The organism is Stenotrophomonas maltophilia group sp. msm1 (assembly GCF_032025805.1).
Lineage (GTDB): Bacteria > Pseudomonadota > Gammaproteobacteria > Xanthomonadales > Xanthomonadaceae > Stenotrophomonas > Stenotrophomonas hibiscicola.
In genome coordinates this window covers 1,431,115-1,444,627 of sequence record NZ_JAVSKH010000002.1, presented here as the reverse complement: position 1 = coordinate 1,444,627, position 13,513 = coordinate 1,431,115, and the positions used below count along the sequence as shown (strand labels likewise).

Below are 13,513 nucleotides of genomic sequence, written 5' to 3'. Positions count from 1 at the left end.
TGCGTTGTTGTTCGGGGACGGGAGATGCCAATGCTGCGCATCGGCACCTGCAGTCCCCGACAGGCAACGCGTCGGCGCAAAGCGCCGACTCAACTCAACAGCCGTGTGGCGTCGAGCAGGATCATCGGACGCTGGCTGACCCGGGCGACGCCACGGAACAGGTCGTTGGAAATCTGGCAGATGCGCGCGGTATCAGGCGGCTCGATCTGCGAGTCGGTAAGGTTGGCGACATCTTCCACTGCCGACACGCGCAGGCCGATGGTTTCGCCGTCTTCCTCCAGCACCACGATGCGGGTCTGCGAATCGTCTTCGGCAGCGGCCGCACCCAGGTGCAGGCCGAGATCCATCACCGGTACCACCTGGCCCCGAAGGTTCATGATGCCGAGCATCGCTGGTGCGGTGCCGCGCAATGGCAGCAGGGGAACTGGCAGCACCACTTCCTGCACCTTCAGCAGTTCCAGCGCATAAGCCTGGGTGCCGCAACGCAGGCGCAGCCAGCGCGAGGTGCGCTCGCCGGCGCGGCGGTTCTGCGGATGCGGGCTGCTGGCGGGCTGGAGAGCCTGTGCCTGCAGTTCCTGCCAGGTGCCGGGACGGTTGGTGGCCGGGGCATCCACGGCAACGCGGGGCGGCGGCGCGACGGCAGCGGGCGCAGCCGGGGCAGGCGCGGGCGCAGGGCGCGGCGCCGGGGGCGCTACCACGGCCGGGGGCGGCGTGGGGACATCCGCGCCGCCGGCAGCGGCCTCGAACGCAGCCTGCAGGCCGGGGCTGTCAGTGTGGGCGAGGTGCTGGCTGTCGGCCGCGTCGGTCTCGTAGATCACTTCGTCGGGCAGGTCGTCCCAGGTGGGCTCCGGGCCGGCCTTGGCTTGGGCCGTCTCGTGGATCACCTCGTCAGGCAGATCATCCCAGGTCGGTTCCCGCTCGGGAGCGGCGACCGGCATTGCGGCGGCCTCGAAGGCGGCCTCCAGTGTTGCGTCGTCCTCTGCCGGTGCAACGGCAACAGTCTCCGTTTCGTAGATCACCTCGGCAGGCAGATCGTCCCAGGTGGGTTCGCGCCCGGCCGTTGCGGCGGCCTCGAAGGCGGCTTCGAGCGCGGCGTTGTCCGCGGCAGGCGCCGCGGCGACGGTGTCGGTTTCGTAGATCACCTCGGCCGGCAGGTCATCCCAGGTCGGCTCATGGTCCGGTTGCGATATGCTGGCCGGGGCCGGGGCCGGGGCGACGCTGTCAGGCGTTGGAAGCACGACGGCCGGAGCGATCGCTTCGCCCAGCAGTTCGTCCAGATAGTCGTCCAGTACGCCGGTGCTGTTCATGCGGCCTGCTCCAGGGCGCGGGCATCCTCACCGAGGATCCAGTTCAGTGCGCGGCGATAGGCGGCCAGGCCGCGGCCCGGGTACTCCTCACCAACGCTGGGCAGGGTCAGGCCTGCGGCATTGCTGATGCGGGTGTCGATCGGAATGGCGTCTTCCCACACGCGGGTGCCATGGCGATCCTGCATGGTGCGCAGCGACTCGTTGCCGGCGCGGGTGCGGCGGTCGAACAGGGTCGGCAGGATCGAGATCGGCAGCGGGCGGCGGCGCGAGCGCTCGACCATCTCGCCGGTGCGGACCATGCCGTCCAGGCCATGCAGGGCCAGCGGCTCGGCCTGGGTGGGGATGATCAGGCGGTCGGCAGCGGCCAGCGCGTTGATCATCAACAGGCCAAGGGTGGGGGCACAGTCCAGCAGGATGTAGTCGTGCTGGCCCTGGTGGCGCGCCAGTGCGTTCTGCAGGGCCAGGCCGAGGCCGGGCTGGTTGGCGCTGCGGCGCTCCAGCGTGGCCAGCGCCGACTGCGCGCAGACATAGTCCAGGCCTTGGATGCTGCTGGCATGGCACAGGCTGGAAAGATCGGCCGGCGGAGCGCCGAACAGTTCCAGCACGCCGGCCGGCGGCGGATCCACCGGTACGCCGAAGGCGCGGCTGAGCGAGGCGTGCGGATCGAGATCGATCAGCAGCACGCGATGGCCCAGCGCGGCCAGGCCGCGGCCGAGGGCGAGGGTGGTGGTGGTCTTGCCGACTCCGCCCTTCTGGTTGGCGATTGCCCAGATGCGCATCGGTTTACTCCTTCATTGCCGGGGGAACGGCGGCGCCGACGCGGCTGCCAGCCGGCACCGGCGGCAACTTCACCGGTGCGATGGGGGAGGTGGGGGCGCTGGCCGGAGTTGCGGCGGCTTGTTCGGTGGTGCTGTTGTCGACGGCGCCGGTGGCCGCATTGAGGCGCTGGCCGAGCGGATCCACCGAATGCGAGGTGTCGGCCAGGATGATGACCATCACCCGGCGGTTGCGGTTGCGCCCCTGCGCGCTGTCGTTCTCTTCGCGCGGACGAAACTGGCCATAGCCGACCATCGCCAGCCGCGACGGCTGCACGCCCTGGTCGGCGAACAGGTGCACCACGCTGGCCGCGCGGCCGGCCGACAGTTCCCAGTTCGAAGGGAAGGTGGCGGTGGCGATCGGCACGTTGTCGGTGTGGCCTTCCACGCGCACGCTGTTGGGCACGTCACGCAGCACCTCGGCGAGGCTGGCCAGCGTCTGCCGTGCATGCACGTCCAGCGCGGCCGAGCCGGTGGGGAACAGGATGTCGCTGTTGATCTCCACTTCAATCCACAACTCGGTGCGGCGCACGCTGATCATGCCGCGGTCGATCAGCGGCGCCAATGCAGCGGTGAGGCGGTCGGCGATGCTGTTGAGCTGGCGCTCGGCACGGGCGATCTGTTCCTGGTTGTGCACGGAGACCGGCATACGCATCTGCGAGGCCATCGACGGCAGCAGGGTCGGGTCGTGCGACGGCGCCGGCGCGGAGGGGCCGATCTTGGTGCCGGACTTGATCACCGAAGGGCTGTCCCAGCCGCCACCCTGCACCTGCTTGTTCCCCACCTGCACCGGGTTGATGGTGCGCGGTGCGCCACCGAAGGCATCGGTGAGCGCGTCGGCCATGATCCGGTACTTGCCCTCGTTGACCGAGGAGATCGCGTACATGACCACGAAGAAGGCGAGCAGCAGCGTCATCAGGTCGGCATAGGGGATCGCCCATGCTTCATGGTTGGCATGCTCTTCGTGGTGCTTGCGGCGGGTCATGTCAGTGCAGGAAGCCGGAAAGGTTGGTTTCGATGTTGCGCGGGTTCTCGCCCTGGGCGATCGAAATCAGCCCTTCAATGACCATTTCGCGGTCGCGGGTGTTGTGCGAGATCACACTCTTGAGCTTGGCAGCCACCGGCAGGAACAGCAGGTTGGCCGAGGCGATGCCGTAGATGGTGGCGGTGAACGCGGCGGCGATGCCGTGGCCGAGCTTGCTCGGGTCGGCCAGGTTCTTCATCACCGCGATCAGGCCGAGCACGGCGCCGATGATGCCGAGGGTCGGGGCGTAGATGCCCATCGCTTCGAAGACCTTGGCGCCGGCCTGGTCCTGGTGTTCCTGGCTGCCCAGTTCGATTTCCAGCATGTGCCGCATCGATTCGGGCTCGACGCCGTCCACCAGAAGCTGCAGGCCCTTGCGCAGGAACGGGTCCTGCTGCGCTTCCACCTGCGATTCCAGACCCAGCAGACCCTGGCGGCGGGCGATGTTGCTCCACTCAACGATCTGCTGGATCAGTTCGCGGCGATCACTGTGTGGCGGGCGCACGACCCAGCGCACGATCTTGAACGCATGCTTGAACACCGCCGGCGAGGTATGCAGCAGGATCGCGGCGACGGTGCCGACGATGACGATCACGAACGCCGCAGGCGACCACAACGACGCCAGGCCGGCGCCCTTGAGGATGCTGCCGCCGACCAGCGAGGCCAGGGCGAGAAAGAGTCCAATGAGGCTGAGTCTATCCATGGTTCCGGTATCGGCGTGTATGAATGGGACTTGAGACACCGGTAGATCGCGTACAGACGGTAGTCACAGTTTTTCGGGTCGCCGGGCATGGCCCTGGCGGGGTTCAACGCAGCCCGTCCACGTCCAGTATCAGGGCCATGCGACCATCGCCGATCAAGGTTGCACCGGCATAACCGCGCAGGCCGCGCAGGGCCTTCGGCAGTGGCTTGATGACCACTTCCTCACGCCCGCGCACCTGGTCCACGACCAGCCCGAAGCGGGCTTCGCCGGCCTGCAGCACCACGATGGTCAGCAGGGTTGACGCGGCCGGCGTCACATCCAGCCACTGGCGCAGGTCGACCAGCGGCAGGGTGTGCGAGCGGCGATCAAGCACGGCGCGGCCATCGAACCAGCCCAGCGAGGTGCGCGGCGCGTGCAGCACTTCCATCACGCGTGCCAGCGGTAGCGCGTAGACGTCCTCGCCGGCCTGCACCAGCAGGGTCGGCAGGATCGCCAGGGTGAGCGGCACGCGGATCAGGAAGCGGCTGCCACGACCCAGTTCCGACTGGATCTGGATCTGGCCGCTCAGTTCTCGGATGCGCGACTGCACCACGTCCATGCCGACGCCACGGCCGGAGATATCGGTGACCTGCTGCTTGGTCGAGAAGCCCGGCAGGAACACCAGGTGCAGGCACTCCTCGCTGCTCAGGCGGGCGCCGGCTTCCGGATCGATCAGGCCCTTCTCGCGCGCCTTGGCGCGCAGCTTCTCCGGGTCGATGCCGGCGCCATCGTCCTGCACCTCGATGCTGACGTAGTCGCCTTCCTGCTGCGCCGACAGGCGTACATGGCCCATCCGCGGCTTGCCCTGCGCCTCGCGCAGGTCGGGCATTTCCACGCCATGGTCGATGGCGTTGCGGACCAGGTGCACCAGCGGGTCGGCCAGGGCCTCGACCAGGTTGCGGTCGAGCTCGGTCTCGGCACCGATCAGCTCCAGGTCCACTTCCTTCTTCAGCGAGCGGGCAACGTCGCGGGCGACCTTGGGGAACCGCGAGAAGACCTTGCCCACCGGCTGCATGCGGGTGCGCATCACCGCCGATTGCAGGCGCGCGGTGGCGATATCCAGCGTCGACACGGCGCGGTCCAGCTCTTCATCGCGCAGGCGTGCACGCAGGGTCTTGAGCCGATTGCGCGACAGCACCAGTTCGCCGATTAGGTTGACGATCGCGTCCAGGCGTTTGGTATCAACGCGCACCGTGTGTTCGGCCTCGGCCAGCGGCTTGGCCGCCGGCTTGGCCACGGGTGCCGGTGCAGCGACCGGGCGCGGCGCGGGCGCCGGCGCCGGTGCCAGGACTGCAGCAGGCTTGGCACCCGGTGCGGCGCCACCGTGCAACTGGTCGAGCAGGGCTTCGAACTCGTCCTCGCTGATCAGGCCGTCGTCGGCTTTTTTTGCCGGCGCGATCGCAGTCGGAGCATTGCCACCGTGCAGCTGGTCGAGCAGCGCCTCGAATTCGTCGTCGGTGATCAGGTCGCTGCCCCCCGCGGCGGGTGCTGCTGCGGCGGCGGGCGCAGCCACGGCACCCCCGTGCACGTCGAACTGGGCGATCAGGTCCGGCGGCGCATAGCCCGGCTCGGTGCCGGACGACACGGCGTCCAGCATCGACTGCAGGTAATCCAGTGATTGCTGGGCCGCGTCGAAGTGGTGGGCCTGCAGCACGGCCTGGCCGGCGCGCGCCGCGCCCAGCGCCTCCTCAGCGGCGTGGCACAGCTCGACCATGGCAGTGACGCCGAGGAAGCCGGCGCCGCCCTTGAGCGTGTGGTAGCCGCGGAACACCGCATTGAGCTGGTCGCTGTCCTGCGGTGCCTGCTCCAGCGACACCAGCTGTTCGCCGAGGCGGTCCAGGATCTCCTGCGCCTCGATGATGAAATCGGCAGTGATGTCGTCGGATACCGCGCTCATGCTTACAGCCCCAGATCCGACAACAGGTCGTCGGCGTCGTTCTGCGAGACCGCGTGGCGGTCCAGTCCCTTCAGTGCCGGCCCGGCCAGTGCCGGGTCGGTGCGATGCTGTTCCGGCGGCAGGCCGAGTGCGCCGAAGCCCTCGTGCACGCGGCGGACGATGCCGACCACGCGACGGATGATCTGCCCGGTCAGGTCCTGGTAGCTCTGGGTCAGGGCGATCTCGGTCAGGTTGTGGCGGATGCGCTCGAGCTGCGCGTCCTGGCCTGGCTGCAGGCCTTCGGCACGCAGCTGTTCGGTCAGGCTGCGGCATTCCTCGGCCAGGTCCAGGGTGCGGTGGGTGGCCTGTTCGGTCATCGCCACCACGTGGTCCAGGCGCGCGCAGGCGTCATCCAGCTCACCGGCCTCGCTGGGCACGGTCGGCAGTTCACCCAGCGCCTGTCCCAGCTCGCGGGCCAGCCGCGACAGGCCGCTCATCATCGGCTGCGTGCGCAGCGCGACCAGTCCGTCGATGCGTTGCCGCCAGGCAGCTTCGTCACCGGACTCCAGTGCGTCCAGGGCTTCCTGCAGTCGCAGGGCCAGAGCGTTCTTGTCGACCGTGGTATCCATCAGGCGCTGGCCGCCAGGCGTTCGAAGATCTTGCCGAGCTTCTCTTCCAGCGTCTGCGCGGTGAAGGGCTTGATGATGTAGCCGTTCACGCCGTTCTGGGCGGCTTCGATGATCTGTTCGCGCTTGGCTTCGGCAGTGACCATCAGCACTGGCAGGGTCTTCAGCTTGGCATCGGCGCGGATCGCCTTGAGCAGCTCGATGCCGGTCATCACCGGCATGTTCCAGTCGGTGACGACGAAATCGAACGACTGGCTCTGCAGCAGCGACAGCGCGGCATGCCCGTCCTCGGCTTCGGCGGTATTGGTGAAGCCAAGATCGCCCAGCAGGTTCTTGACGATGCGACGCATGGTCGAGAAGTCGTCGACGATCAGGATGCGCATGTTCTTGTTCAAAGCAGAGTTCCTTTGTTGTTCATTCCGGGTGGCCGGGGGCAGCCGCCTCGGGCATGTTCACTCTTCCAGGCCGGCGTCGGCCGCCTCGAAAATCTTCAATCGTCCACGCAGGCGCAGCACGGCCTGGCCGTGGATCTGGCAGACCCGCGACTCGCTCACGCCGAGCACCGCGCCGATCTCCTTCAGGTTCAGTTCCTGCTCGTAATAGAGCGAGAGCACCAGCTGTTCGCGCTCGGGCAGGTGGCCGATGGCCTTGCCCAGCTCGCGGCCGAACTCGCCGCGCTCCAGCACCTGCTGCGGGGTCGGGCCGCCCTGGGCGACGGTATCCAGCTCGCCCTGGTCCTCGATGCGTGACTCCAGGCTCAGCACCTGGCCACGCGCGGCGTCTTCCATCAGCCGCAGGTATTCGGGCAGCGGCATCTCCATCGCGGCGGCCACTTCGGTGGCGCTGGCGGCACGGCCGGTGCTCTGTTCCAGGCGGCGGATGGTGGCAGCGGCGTCGCGTGCGCGGCGATGCACCGAGCGCGGCACCCAGTCGCCACGGCGGATCTCGTCGATCATCGAACCGCGGATGCGGATCGAGGCGTAGGTCTCGAACGAGGCGCCCTGGTCGGCGTCGTAGCTGCGCGACGCTTCGATCAGCCCCATCATGCCGGCCTGGATCAGGTCGTCCACCTCCACGCTCGCCGGCAGGCGTGCGGCCAGGTGGTGGGCGATGCGCCGCACCAGGTCCGAGTGCTGGGAGATGACCTCGTTGGCCGCCGAGCGCTGGACCTCCCGGTACTGGGCTGCGCCTTTCATGCGGCCACCCCGCGCTGCTTGAGAATGCGCTCGAGGAAGAACTCGACGCCGCCACGCGGTTCGGTCGGCGCCTGCCAGCGTGCGGTGCGGCGCGCGATCTCGGTGATCGCCAGCGCGGCCGGGCTGGACGGGTAGGCCTTCACCACCGGTTGCTGGCGCTGCACCGACAGGCGCAGCCAGTCGTCCTGCGGCACGCAGCCCAGGTAGTTCAGCGAGACATCGGCGAGGAACTTCTCGCACACGCGGGTCAGCTTTTCGTACAGCACGCGGCCCTCGTTGGGGTCGCGCACCATGTTGGCCACCACCTGGATGCGGTCCACGCCGCGCTCGCGCGACAGCACCTTGATCAGTGCGTAGGCGTCGGTGATCGAGGCCGGTTCGTCACAGACCACCACCACGGTGTCCTGCGCGGCCTGGCAGAAGGTCAGCACGCCGTCGGTGATGCCGGCGGCGGTATCGACCACCATGATGTCCAGCTCGCGTTCCAGTTCGGAGAACACGTTGACCAGGCCGACATGCTCGGCCGGGGCCAGCTCGGCCATGTGCCGGCGGCCGGAAGCGGCCGGGACGACCAGCACGCCGTTCGGGCCTTCGACGATGACGTCGTCCAGCGAGCAGCGGCCGGCCACCAGGTCGGCCAGCGTAAAGGTGGGGTTCAAGCCCAGGATCACGTCGATGTTGGCCAGGCCCAGGTCGGCGTCCAGCAGCAGCGTGCGCTTGCCCATGCCCGCCAGCGCCACAGCCAGGTTGGCCGAGACGTTGGTCTTGCCCACGCCGCCCTTGCCGCCGGTCACCGCGATGGTGCGCACAGGGCCGAGCGGCTCGCTGCGGGTGGCCGACAACGGGAAGGTCTTGGTCAGCTTGGCGTACTCACGCGACGGCATGGTTCAACTCCGGGTTGCAGGGCATATCGGCCGCTCGGCGCAAATCTTCAAGGCGAAGTACGAGATTGGCTGCACTGGCCCTATGCAGGTCCTCCGGGACGTCCTGGCCATCGGTCACCCAGGTGATCGGCAGGGCATGGTCCACGGCCACAGACAGGGCGTTGCCGAAGCGGCCGGTCTCGTCCAGCTTGCTCAGCACCAGACCCTGCAGGTTGGCGGCGCCGAAGCGGCGGACCACCTCGTCCATGTCGCCGAAGCTGGTATTGGCCGGCAGCACCAGCAGGGTGCGCACCTGGCGGGCGGCACGCAGCCACTGCAGCTGGGCGGCCAGCGCGCGGTCGCGCGGGCCCAGCCCGGCGGTGTCGATCAGCACCAGCTTGTAGTCCTTCAGGCGTTCCAGCAGCTGGTCCAGGTCGGTGCCGCTGTTGGCCTCGTGCACCGCGATGCCGAGCTGGCGGCCGTAGCCGTAGAGCTGCTCGCGGGCGCCGATGCGGGCGGTATCGGTGGTGACCAGGGCGACGTCACGCGGCGCGTGCTTCTCGGCGAATCGCGATGCCAGCTTGGCGATGGTGGTGGTCTTGCCGGCGCCGGTCGGGCCGACCAGGGCGATCACGCCGCCTTCTTCCAGCGGGTCGACCGGGGCGATCGGCAGCTTGCGCGAGATCAGCCCCAGCATCAGGCCGCGGCCACGATGGGCTTCGGTCTCCAGCGGGATCTGCATGGCCGCGTCGCGGGCCAGGCCGGCATCGAAGCCATATTCGTCCATCAGGTCCAACGCGGTGGCGCGCACCGGGCAGCCGCGCAGGCGCTCGTCGGTGAAGCGGTTCATCTCGCGCTCGATCACCTGGCGCATGCCGGCCACTTCCTGGCGCAACTGGCGGATCTCGGCGTCGTCCTGGGCGACCACCGTCAGCACCGGAGCCGGAGCCAGGGTGGGGGCCGGCGCGGTTTCGACAATGGCATCGGCCAACGCCGGTTCGCTGGCGGCGCTGGCCGGCTGCGCGTCGGCGACGGCAGCGGTCGGCAGCGGCGGCGGCTGCACGGCCGGCGCCACGCTTTCGTGATGCGCCTCGTGCGGCGGATCGATCGGGAAGCGGGCGCGGTTGGCCGGCACGGCGGCGGCCGGTGCAACGATGGCCTCGGCGAACGGCGCGAAGATCTGTTCCGGCAGCGCCGGTTCGTTGACGGCGGCACGCGCGAGGGTGGCCGCAAAGCCGGTGCTGCCGCGGGTCGGCACGATCTCGTCGGCGCTGTCCAGGGTGCGGCCGGTGGCGCCGACCGCGGCGCGGGCGAGGGCGGCCACCGCCGAGGTGGTGGCGGCGACCGGCTCCGGTGCCGGGGTGGCGCTGCGACGGCGGGTGACGGCGGCGATCACCGCATCGGCGGCGGTGCGCGGCTTGGGCGCCGGCGGCGGCGCCACGTCGCGGCGCGAGGCTTCCAGCGCACGCTGCACGGCGCTTTCATCGTAGTTGGCGGCGGCGACGATCTCGATGCCTTCCTCGATCCGGCGGTTGGACAGGATCACGGCATCAGGACCATGTTCCTTGCGCACCAGGTTCATGGCCGAACGCATGTCGGCGGCGACGAATCGTTTGATTTTCATGCTGTGGTCACGAGGCGAAGACGGCGGAGTGGCGGCCGGGGAACTCGGGTGGTCGGTGGTCTGCACGGTGCGGGTTCCCCTTGGTATCTGTCTGTTGCGTTGGTTCGAAGGTGGTGTCTGTTTTCTGGCGCGTCGGCGGGCGGCGTCAGCTGATCGTTCCGACCAGCTTCAGGCGCTTGTCCTCCGGCACCTCGCTGTAGGCCAGGACCGACAGCGACGGAACGCTGTGGCGGACCAGGCGTGCCAGCGCGGCGCGCACCGGGCCAGGTACCAGCACGACCGCGGGCTCGTTGCGGGCTTCCTGCTTGCTGACACATTCGGCCAGGCTCTGGTGCAGTCGCTCAGCGAGTCCGGGTTCCAGCGCGGCGCCGTTGCCCTGCGTGGACTCCTGCAAGACACGTTCCAATTGCGGGTTGAGGGTGAACACCGGCAGCTCCGCCGACATTCCGGCGATCTCCTGCACGATGAAGCGGCCCAGGGCGGTGCGCACGGCGGCGGTCAGCACGGCCGGGTCCTGGCTGCTGGGCGCATGTTCGACCAGTGCCTCGGCGATCTTGCGCAGCTGGCGGATCGGAATGCGCTCGACCAGCAGGTTCTGCAGCACGCGCACCACCGCCGACAGCGGCAGCGCCTTCGGCGTCAGATCTTCGACGAGCTTGGGCGCGCTCTTGGCCAGGTTGGCCAGCAGGTGTTGCACTTCCTCATGGCCGAGCAACTCAGGTGCGTGCTCGCGGATCAGGTGCGAAAGGTGGGTGGCGACCACGGTGGCCGGGTCGACCACCGTGTAGCCCAGCGTTTCGGCCTGGGCACGCTGGTGCGGTTGGATCCAGGTGGCATCGAGGCCGAACGCGGGGTCCTTGCCGGCGATGCCTTCCAGCGTGCCAAGCGCGCTGCCCGGGTCCAGCGCGAGCTCGCGGTCGGGGTGGATCTCGGCGGTGGCCACCGGCACGCCGTGCACCAGCACGCGGTAGCCGTTGGCGGGCAGTTCCAGGTTGTCGCGGATGTGTACCGATGGAATCAGGAAGCCGACATCCTGGGTGAGCTTGCGGCGCACGCCCTTGATGCGCGCCATCAGTTCGCCGCCCTGGTTGCTGTCCACCAGCGGAATCAGCCGGTAGCCGACCTCCAGGCCCAGCGGATCGACCGGGCGCAGTTCGTCCCAGCTCAGTTCGGCGGTGGGCGCCGGCGCGGCCGGGCGGCCGAGGGCGTTGAGCGCCGCCGGGTCCTTGCCCGTTGCGGCGGCATCGGCGGCCGGGGCCTGGGTCTTGCGGTACAGCTTCCAGGCAATGAAGCCGAGGATCGAGGCCAGCGTCAGGAAAGCGACGTTGGGCATGCCCGGCACCAGGCCCACCAGGCCGATGATGCCGGCGGTGATCGCCAGCGCCCGGTACTGGCCGAACACCTGCCCGGTCATGGCCTGGGCCATGTCCTGCGAGCGCGAGGCGCGGGTGACCAGCATCGCCACCGCGCTGGAGACCAGCAGCGCCGGCAGCTGTGCCACCAGGCCGTCACCGATCGACAGCAGGGTATAGGTGGCGGCGGCTTCGCCGAACGGCATGCCATGCTGCAGCACGCCCACGGCCAGGCCGCCGAGCATGTTGATGAACAGGATCAGGATGCCGGCGATGGCGTCGCCGCGGATGAACTTGCTGGCACCGTCCATCGCACCGTAGAAGTCGGCCTCCTCGCGGACTTCCTCGCGGCGCAGCTTGGCTTCTTCACGCGTCAGCAAACCGGCGTTGAGGTCGGCGTCAATCGCCATCTGCTTGCCGGGCATCGCGTCCAGGATGAAGCGCGCGGTCACTTCCGAGACGCGGCCGGCGCCCTTGGTGATGACCACGAAGTTGATGATGGTCAGGATCGCGAACACCACGATGCCGACCGCGTAGTTGCCGCCGATCACGAATTCACCGAAGGCGGCGATGACCTTGCCCGCGGCATCGTGCCCGTTCTGGCCATTGAGCAGGATCACGCGGGTGGAGGCCACGTTCAGCGCCAGCCGAAGCATGGTGGTGATCAACAGCACGATCGGGAAGATGGTGAAATCCAGCGGGCGCTTCACGTAGACCACCGCCAGCAGCACCATCAGCGAGATGGCGATGTTGAAGGTGAACAGCGCATCGAGCACCGGCGCGGCCAGTGGCACCACGACCATGGCCAGCAGGGCCAGCACGATCAGCGGTGCGCCAAGGCCCTGGCGGATCATTTCCAGGGCGCGGCGGGTGTTGAATCCGGTGGCGGGCTGGGCGCTCACGGGCGGCCTCCCTTGCCGAATTCATCCACCTGGATGTGCGGGGCGTCCGGCATCGGGCCAGTGCGCCAGGCGCGCAGCTGGTAGACGTAGGACAGGACCTGGGCGACGGCCGAATACAGTCTCACGGGAATTTCCTTTCCGAGTTGGCCTTCCCGATACAAGGCGCGTGCCAAAGGCGGGGCGGAGACGATCGCGACCTTGTTGCCGTCGGCCACTTCACGGATGCGCAGGGCGGTCTCGTCCACGCCCAGCGCGACCACGGTGGGGGCGTTCATGGCGCCGCCTTCGTACTTCAGGGCCACCGCGTAATGGGTGGGGTTGACCACCACCACGTCCGCCGTCGGTACCGCTTCCATCATCCGGCGGTTGGCCATCTGCTGCTGCAGCTGGCGGATGCGGCCCTTGACCTCGGGGCTGCCCTCGCTTTCCTTCATTTCCCGGCGCAGCTCTTCCCGGGTCATCTTCAGCTTGCGCATCCAGTTCCAGCGCTGGTACGGCGCGTCGATGGCGGCCAGCACCAGCATCGCGCCGGCGGTGGCCAGCAGCAGGCGCAGGGTGAAGCCGAGGCCGTCGGTGATGGCGGTCTCCAGCGGGCGGTGGATCAGCCCGCGCAGTGTGTCGAAGCCGGTCCACACCACCAGGCCGGCAGCCACGCCGACGAAAGCCACGCGCAGCAGCGATTTGGTGAACTCGGCCAGGGCCTCCGGGCCATACAGGCGCTTGAGCCCGCTCATCGGGTTCATGCGGTTGAGGTCGGGCATCATCGTCTTGGCCGACCAGCGCAGTCCGCCCATCACCAGCGGGGCGACGAAGCTGGCCAGCAGGCAGACCAGCACCAGCGGTGCGATCACCAGCATGAACTGCAGCAGCAGGTCGCCGAAGTGGCCGAACAGTTCCTTCGGGTTCTGCCGCAGGCTCTGTTCCGGGCTCAGCGCCTGCTTCATCCAGGCCGTGGCGCCGCGGCCGATCGAGCCGCTCATCGCCATCACCGCCAGCACGCCGGCGCCGAACACGGCGGCCGTGCCCAGTTCGCGCGAGCGCGGCAGGTTGCCCTGTTCGCGGGCGTCGCGCAGGCGTTTTTCGGTGGGTTGTTCGGTCTTTTCGCCGGCGGATTCGTTCTCGGACATCACGGGCACTGCGGCAGGGGTTGCCGGGGTGCGTGCAAGAACTGTTCCGTGATGGGGTG

The 13,513-nt window shown here is 68.7% G+C and carries 11 protein-coding genes and 1 pseudogene; all 12 read right to left on the bottom strand.

Features of this window, described 5'->3' with window-relative positions:
* Window positions 1-89 precede the first annotated feature (89 nt).
* Window positions 90-1,307 (bottom strand): chemotaxis protein CheW, encoded by a 1,218-nt coding sequence (locus tag ROV95_RS14355; protein WP_312544979.1) that lies wholly within the window; start codon window positions 1,305-1,307, stop codon window positions 90-92.
* A complete protein-coding gene (locus ROV95_RS14350) occupies window positions 1,304-2,086 on the bottom strand; it encodes a ParA family protein (protein WP_019659589.1) in 783 nt (260 codons plus the stop codon). Before ROV95_RS14350 ends, ROV95_RS14355 begins: the two co-directional genes overlap by 4 nt.
* A 175-nt stretch (window positions 2,087-2,261) precedes the next feature.
* Window positions 2,262-3,107: pseudogene (gene motD, locus ROV95_RS14345) on the bottom strand (flagellar motor protein MotD); the annotation flags it as partial.
* Window position 3,108: 1 nt separating this feature from the next.
* Window positions 3,109-3,849, bottom strand: a complete 741-nt coding sequence (locus tag ROV95_RS14340) for a flagellar motor protein (protein WP_010482457.1) — start codon at window positions 3,847-3,849, stop codon at window positions 3,109-3,111.
* A gap of 103 nt (window positions 3,850-3,952) precedes the next feature.
* Window positions 3,953-5,785 (bottom strand): chemotaxis protein CheA, encoded by a 1,833-nt coding sequence (locus ROV95_RS14335; protein ID WP_312544976.1) that lies wholly within the window; start codon window positions 5,783-5,785, stop codon window positions 3,953-3,955.
* Between the two features lie 2 nt (window positions 5,786-5,787).
* Window positions 5,788-6,393 (bottom strand): protein phosphatase CheZ, encoded by a 606-nt coding sequence (locus ROV95_RS14330; protein ID WP_019659591.1) that lies wholly within the window; start codon window positions 6,391-6,393, stop codon window positions 5,788-5,790.
* On the bottom strand, window positions 6,393-6,785 hold the full coding sequence (gene cheY, locus ROV95_RS14325) for a chemotaxis response regulator CheY (RefSeq protein WP_019659592.1): 393 nt from the start codon (window positions 6,783-6,785) through the stop codon (window positions 6,393-6,395). The genes ROV95_RS14330 and cheY overlap by 1 nt, the downstream gene beginning before the upstream one ends.
* A 57-nt stretch (window positions 6,786-6,842) precedes the next feature.
* Entirely contained in the window at window positions 6,843-7,586 is a 744-nt protein-coding gene (locus ROV95_RS14320; RefSeq protein WP_019659593.1) for an RNA polymerase sigma factor FliA, read from the bottom strand.
* Window positions 7,583-8,470: a P-loop NTPase gene (locus ROV95_RS14315; RefSeq protein WP_005409532.1), complete on the bottom strand. Its 888-nt coding sequence runs from the start codon at window positions 8,468-8,470 to the stop codon at window positions 7,583-7,585. The genes ROV95_RS14320 and ROV95_RS14315 overlap by 4 nt, the downstream gene beginning before the upstream one ends.
* Window positions 8,457-10,073, bottom strand: a complete 1,617-nt coding sequence (gene flhF / locus ROV95_RS14310; protein ID WP_312544973.1) for a flagellar biosynthesis protein FlhF — start codon at window positions 10,071-10,073, stop codon at window positions 8,457-8,459. Before flhF ends, ROV95_RS14315 begins: the two co-directional genes overlap by 14 nt.
* A gap of 145 nt (window positions 10,074-10,218) precedes the next feature.
* A complete protein-coding gene (gene flhA, locus ROV95_RS14305; RefSeq protein WP_171953159.1) occupies window positions 10,219-12,279 on the bottom strand; it encodes a flagellar biosynthesis protein FlhA in 2,061 nt (686 codons plus the stop codon).
* Window positions 12,280-12,323: 44 nt separating this feature from the next.
* Window positions 12,324-13,454, bottom strand: coding sequence for a flagellar biosynthesis protein FlhB (flhB, locus tag ROV95_RS14300; protein ID WP_312544971.1), 1,131 nt, complete (start codon window positions 13,452-13,454; stop codon window positions 12,324-12,326).
* Window positions 13,455-13,513: the final 59 nt, after the last annotated feature.

What these genes read in the sequence shown, in the direction of transcription:
- ROV95_RS14355 (WP_312544979.1), bottom strand. Translation starts at nt 1,307, where the DNA reads ATGAACAGCACCGGCGTACTGGACGACTATCTGGACGAACTGCTGGGC.
- ROV95_RS14350 (WP_019659589.1), bottom strand. Translation starts at nt 2,086, where the DNA reads ATGCGCATCTGGGCAATCGCCAACCAGAAGGGCGGAGTCGGCAAGACC.
- ROV95_RS14340 (WP_010482457.1), bottom strand. Translation starts at nt 3,849, where the DNA reads ATGGATAGACTCAGCCTCATTGGACTCTTTCTCGCCCTGGCCTCGCTG.
- ROV95_RS14335 (WP_312544976.1), bottom strand. Translation starts at nt 5,785, where the DNA reads ATGAGCGCGGTATCCGACGACATCACTGCCGATTTCATCATCGAGGCG.
- ROV95_RS14330 (WP_019659591.1), bottom strand. Translation starts at nt 6,393, where the DNA reads ATGGATACCACGGTCGACAAGAACGCTCTGGCCCTGCGACTGCAGGAA.
- ROV95_RS14320 (WP_019659593.1), bottom strand. Translation starts at nt 7,586, where the DNA reads ATGAAAGGCGCAGCCCAGTACCGGGAGGTCCAGCGCTCGGCGGCCAAC.
- ROV95_RS14315 (WP_005409532.1), bottom strand. Translation starts at nt 8,470, where the DNA reads ATGCCGTCGCGTGAGTACGCCAAGCTGACCAAGACCTTCCCGTTGTCG.
- flhF (WP_312544973.1), bottom strand. Translation starts at nt 10,073, where the DNA reads ATGAAAATCAAACGATTCGTCGCCGCCGACATGCGTTCGGCCATGAAC.
- flhA (WP_171953159.1), bottom strand. Translation starts at nt 12,279, where the DNA reads ATGATCCGCCAGGGCCTTGGCGCACCGCTGATCGTGCTGGCCCTGCTG.
- flhB (WP_312544971.1), bottom strand. Translation starts at nt 13,454, where the DNA reads ATGTCCGAGAACGAATCCGCCGGCGAAAAGACCGAACAACCCACCGAA.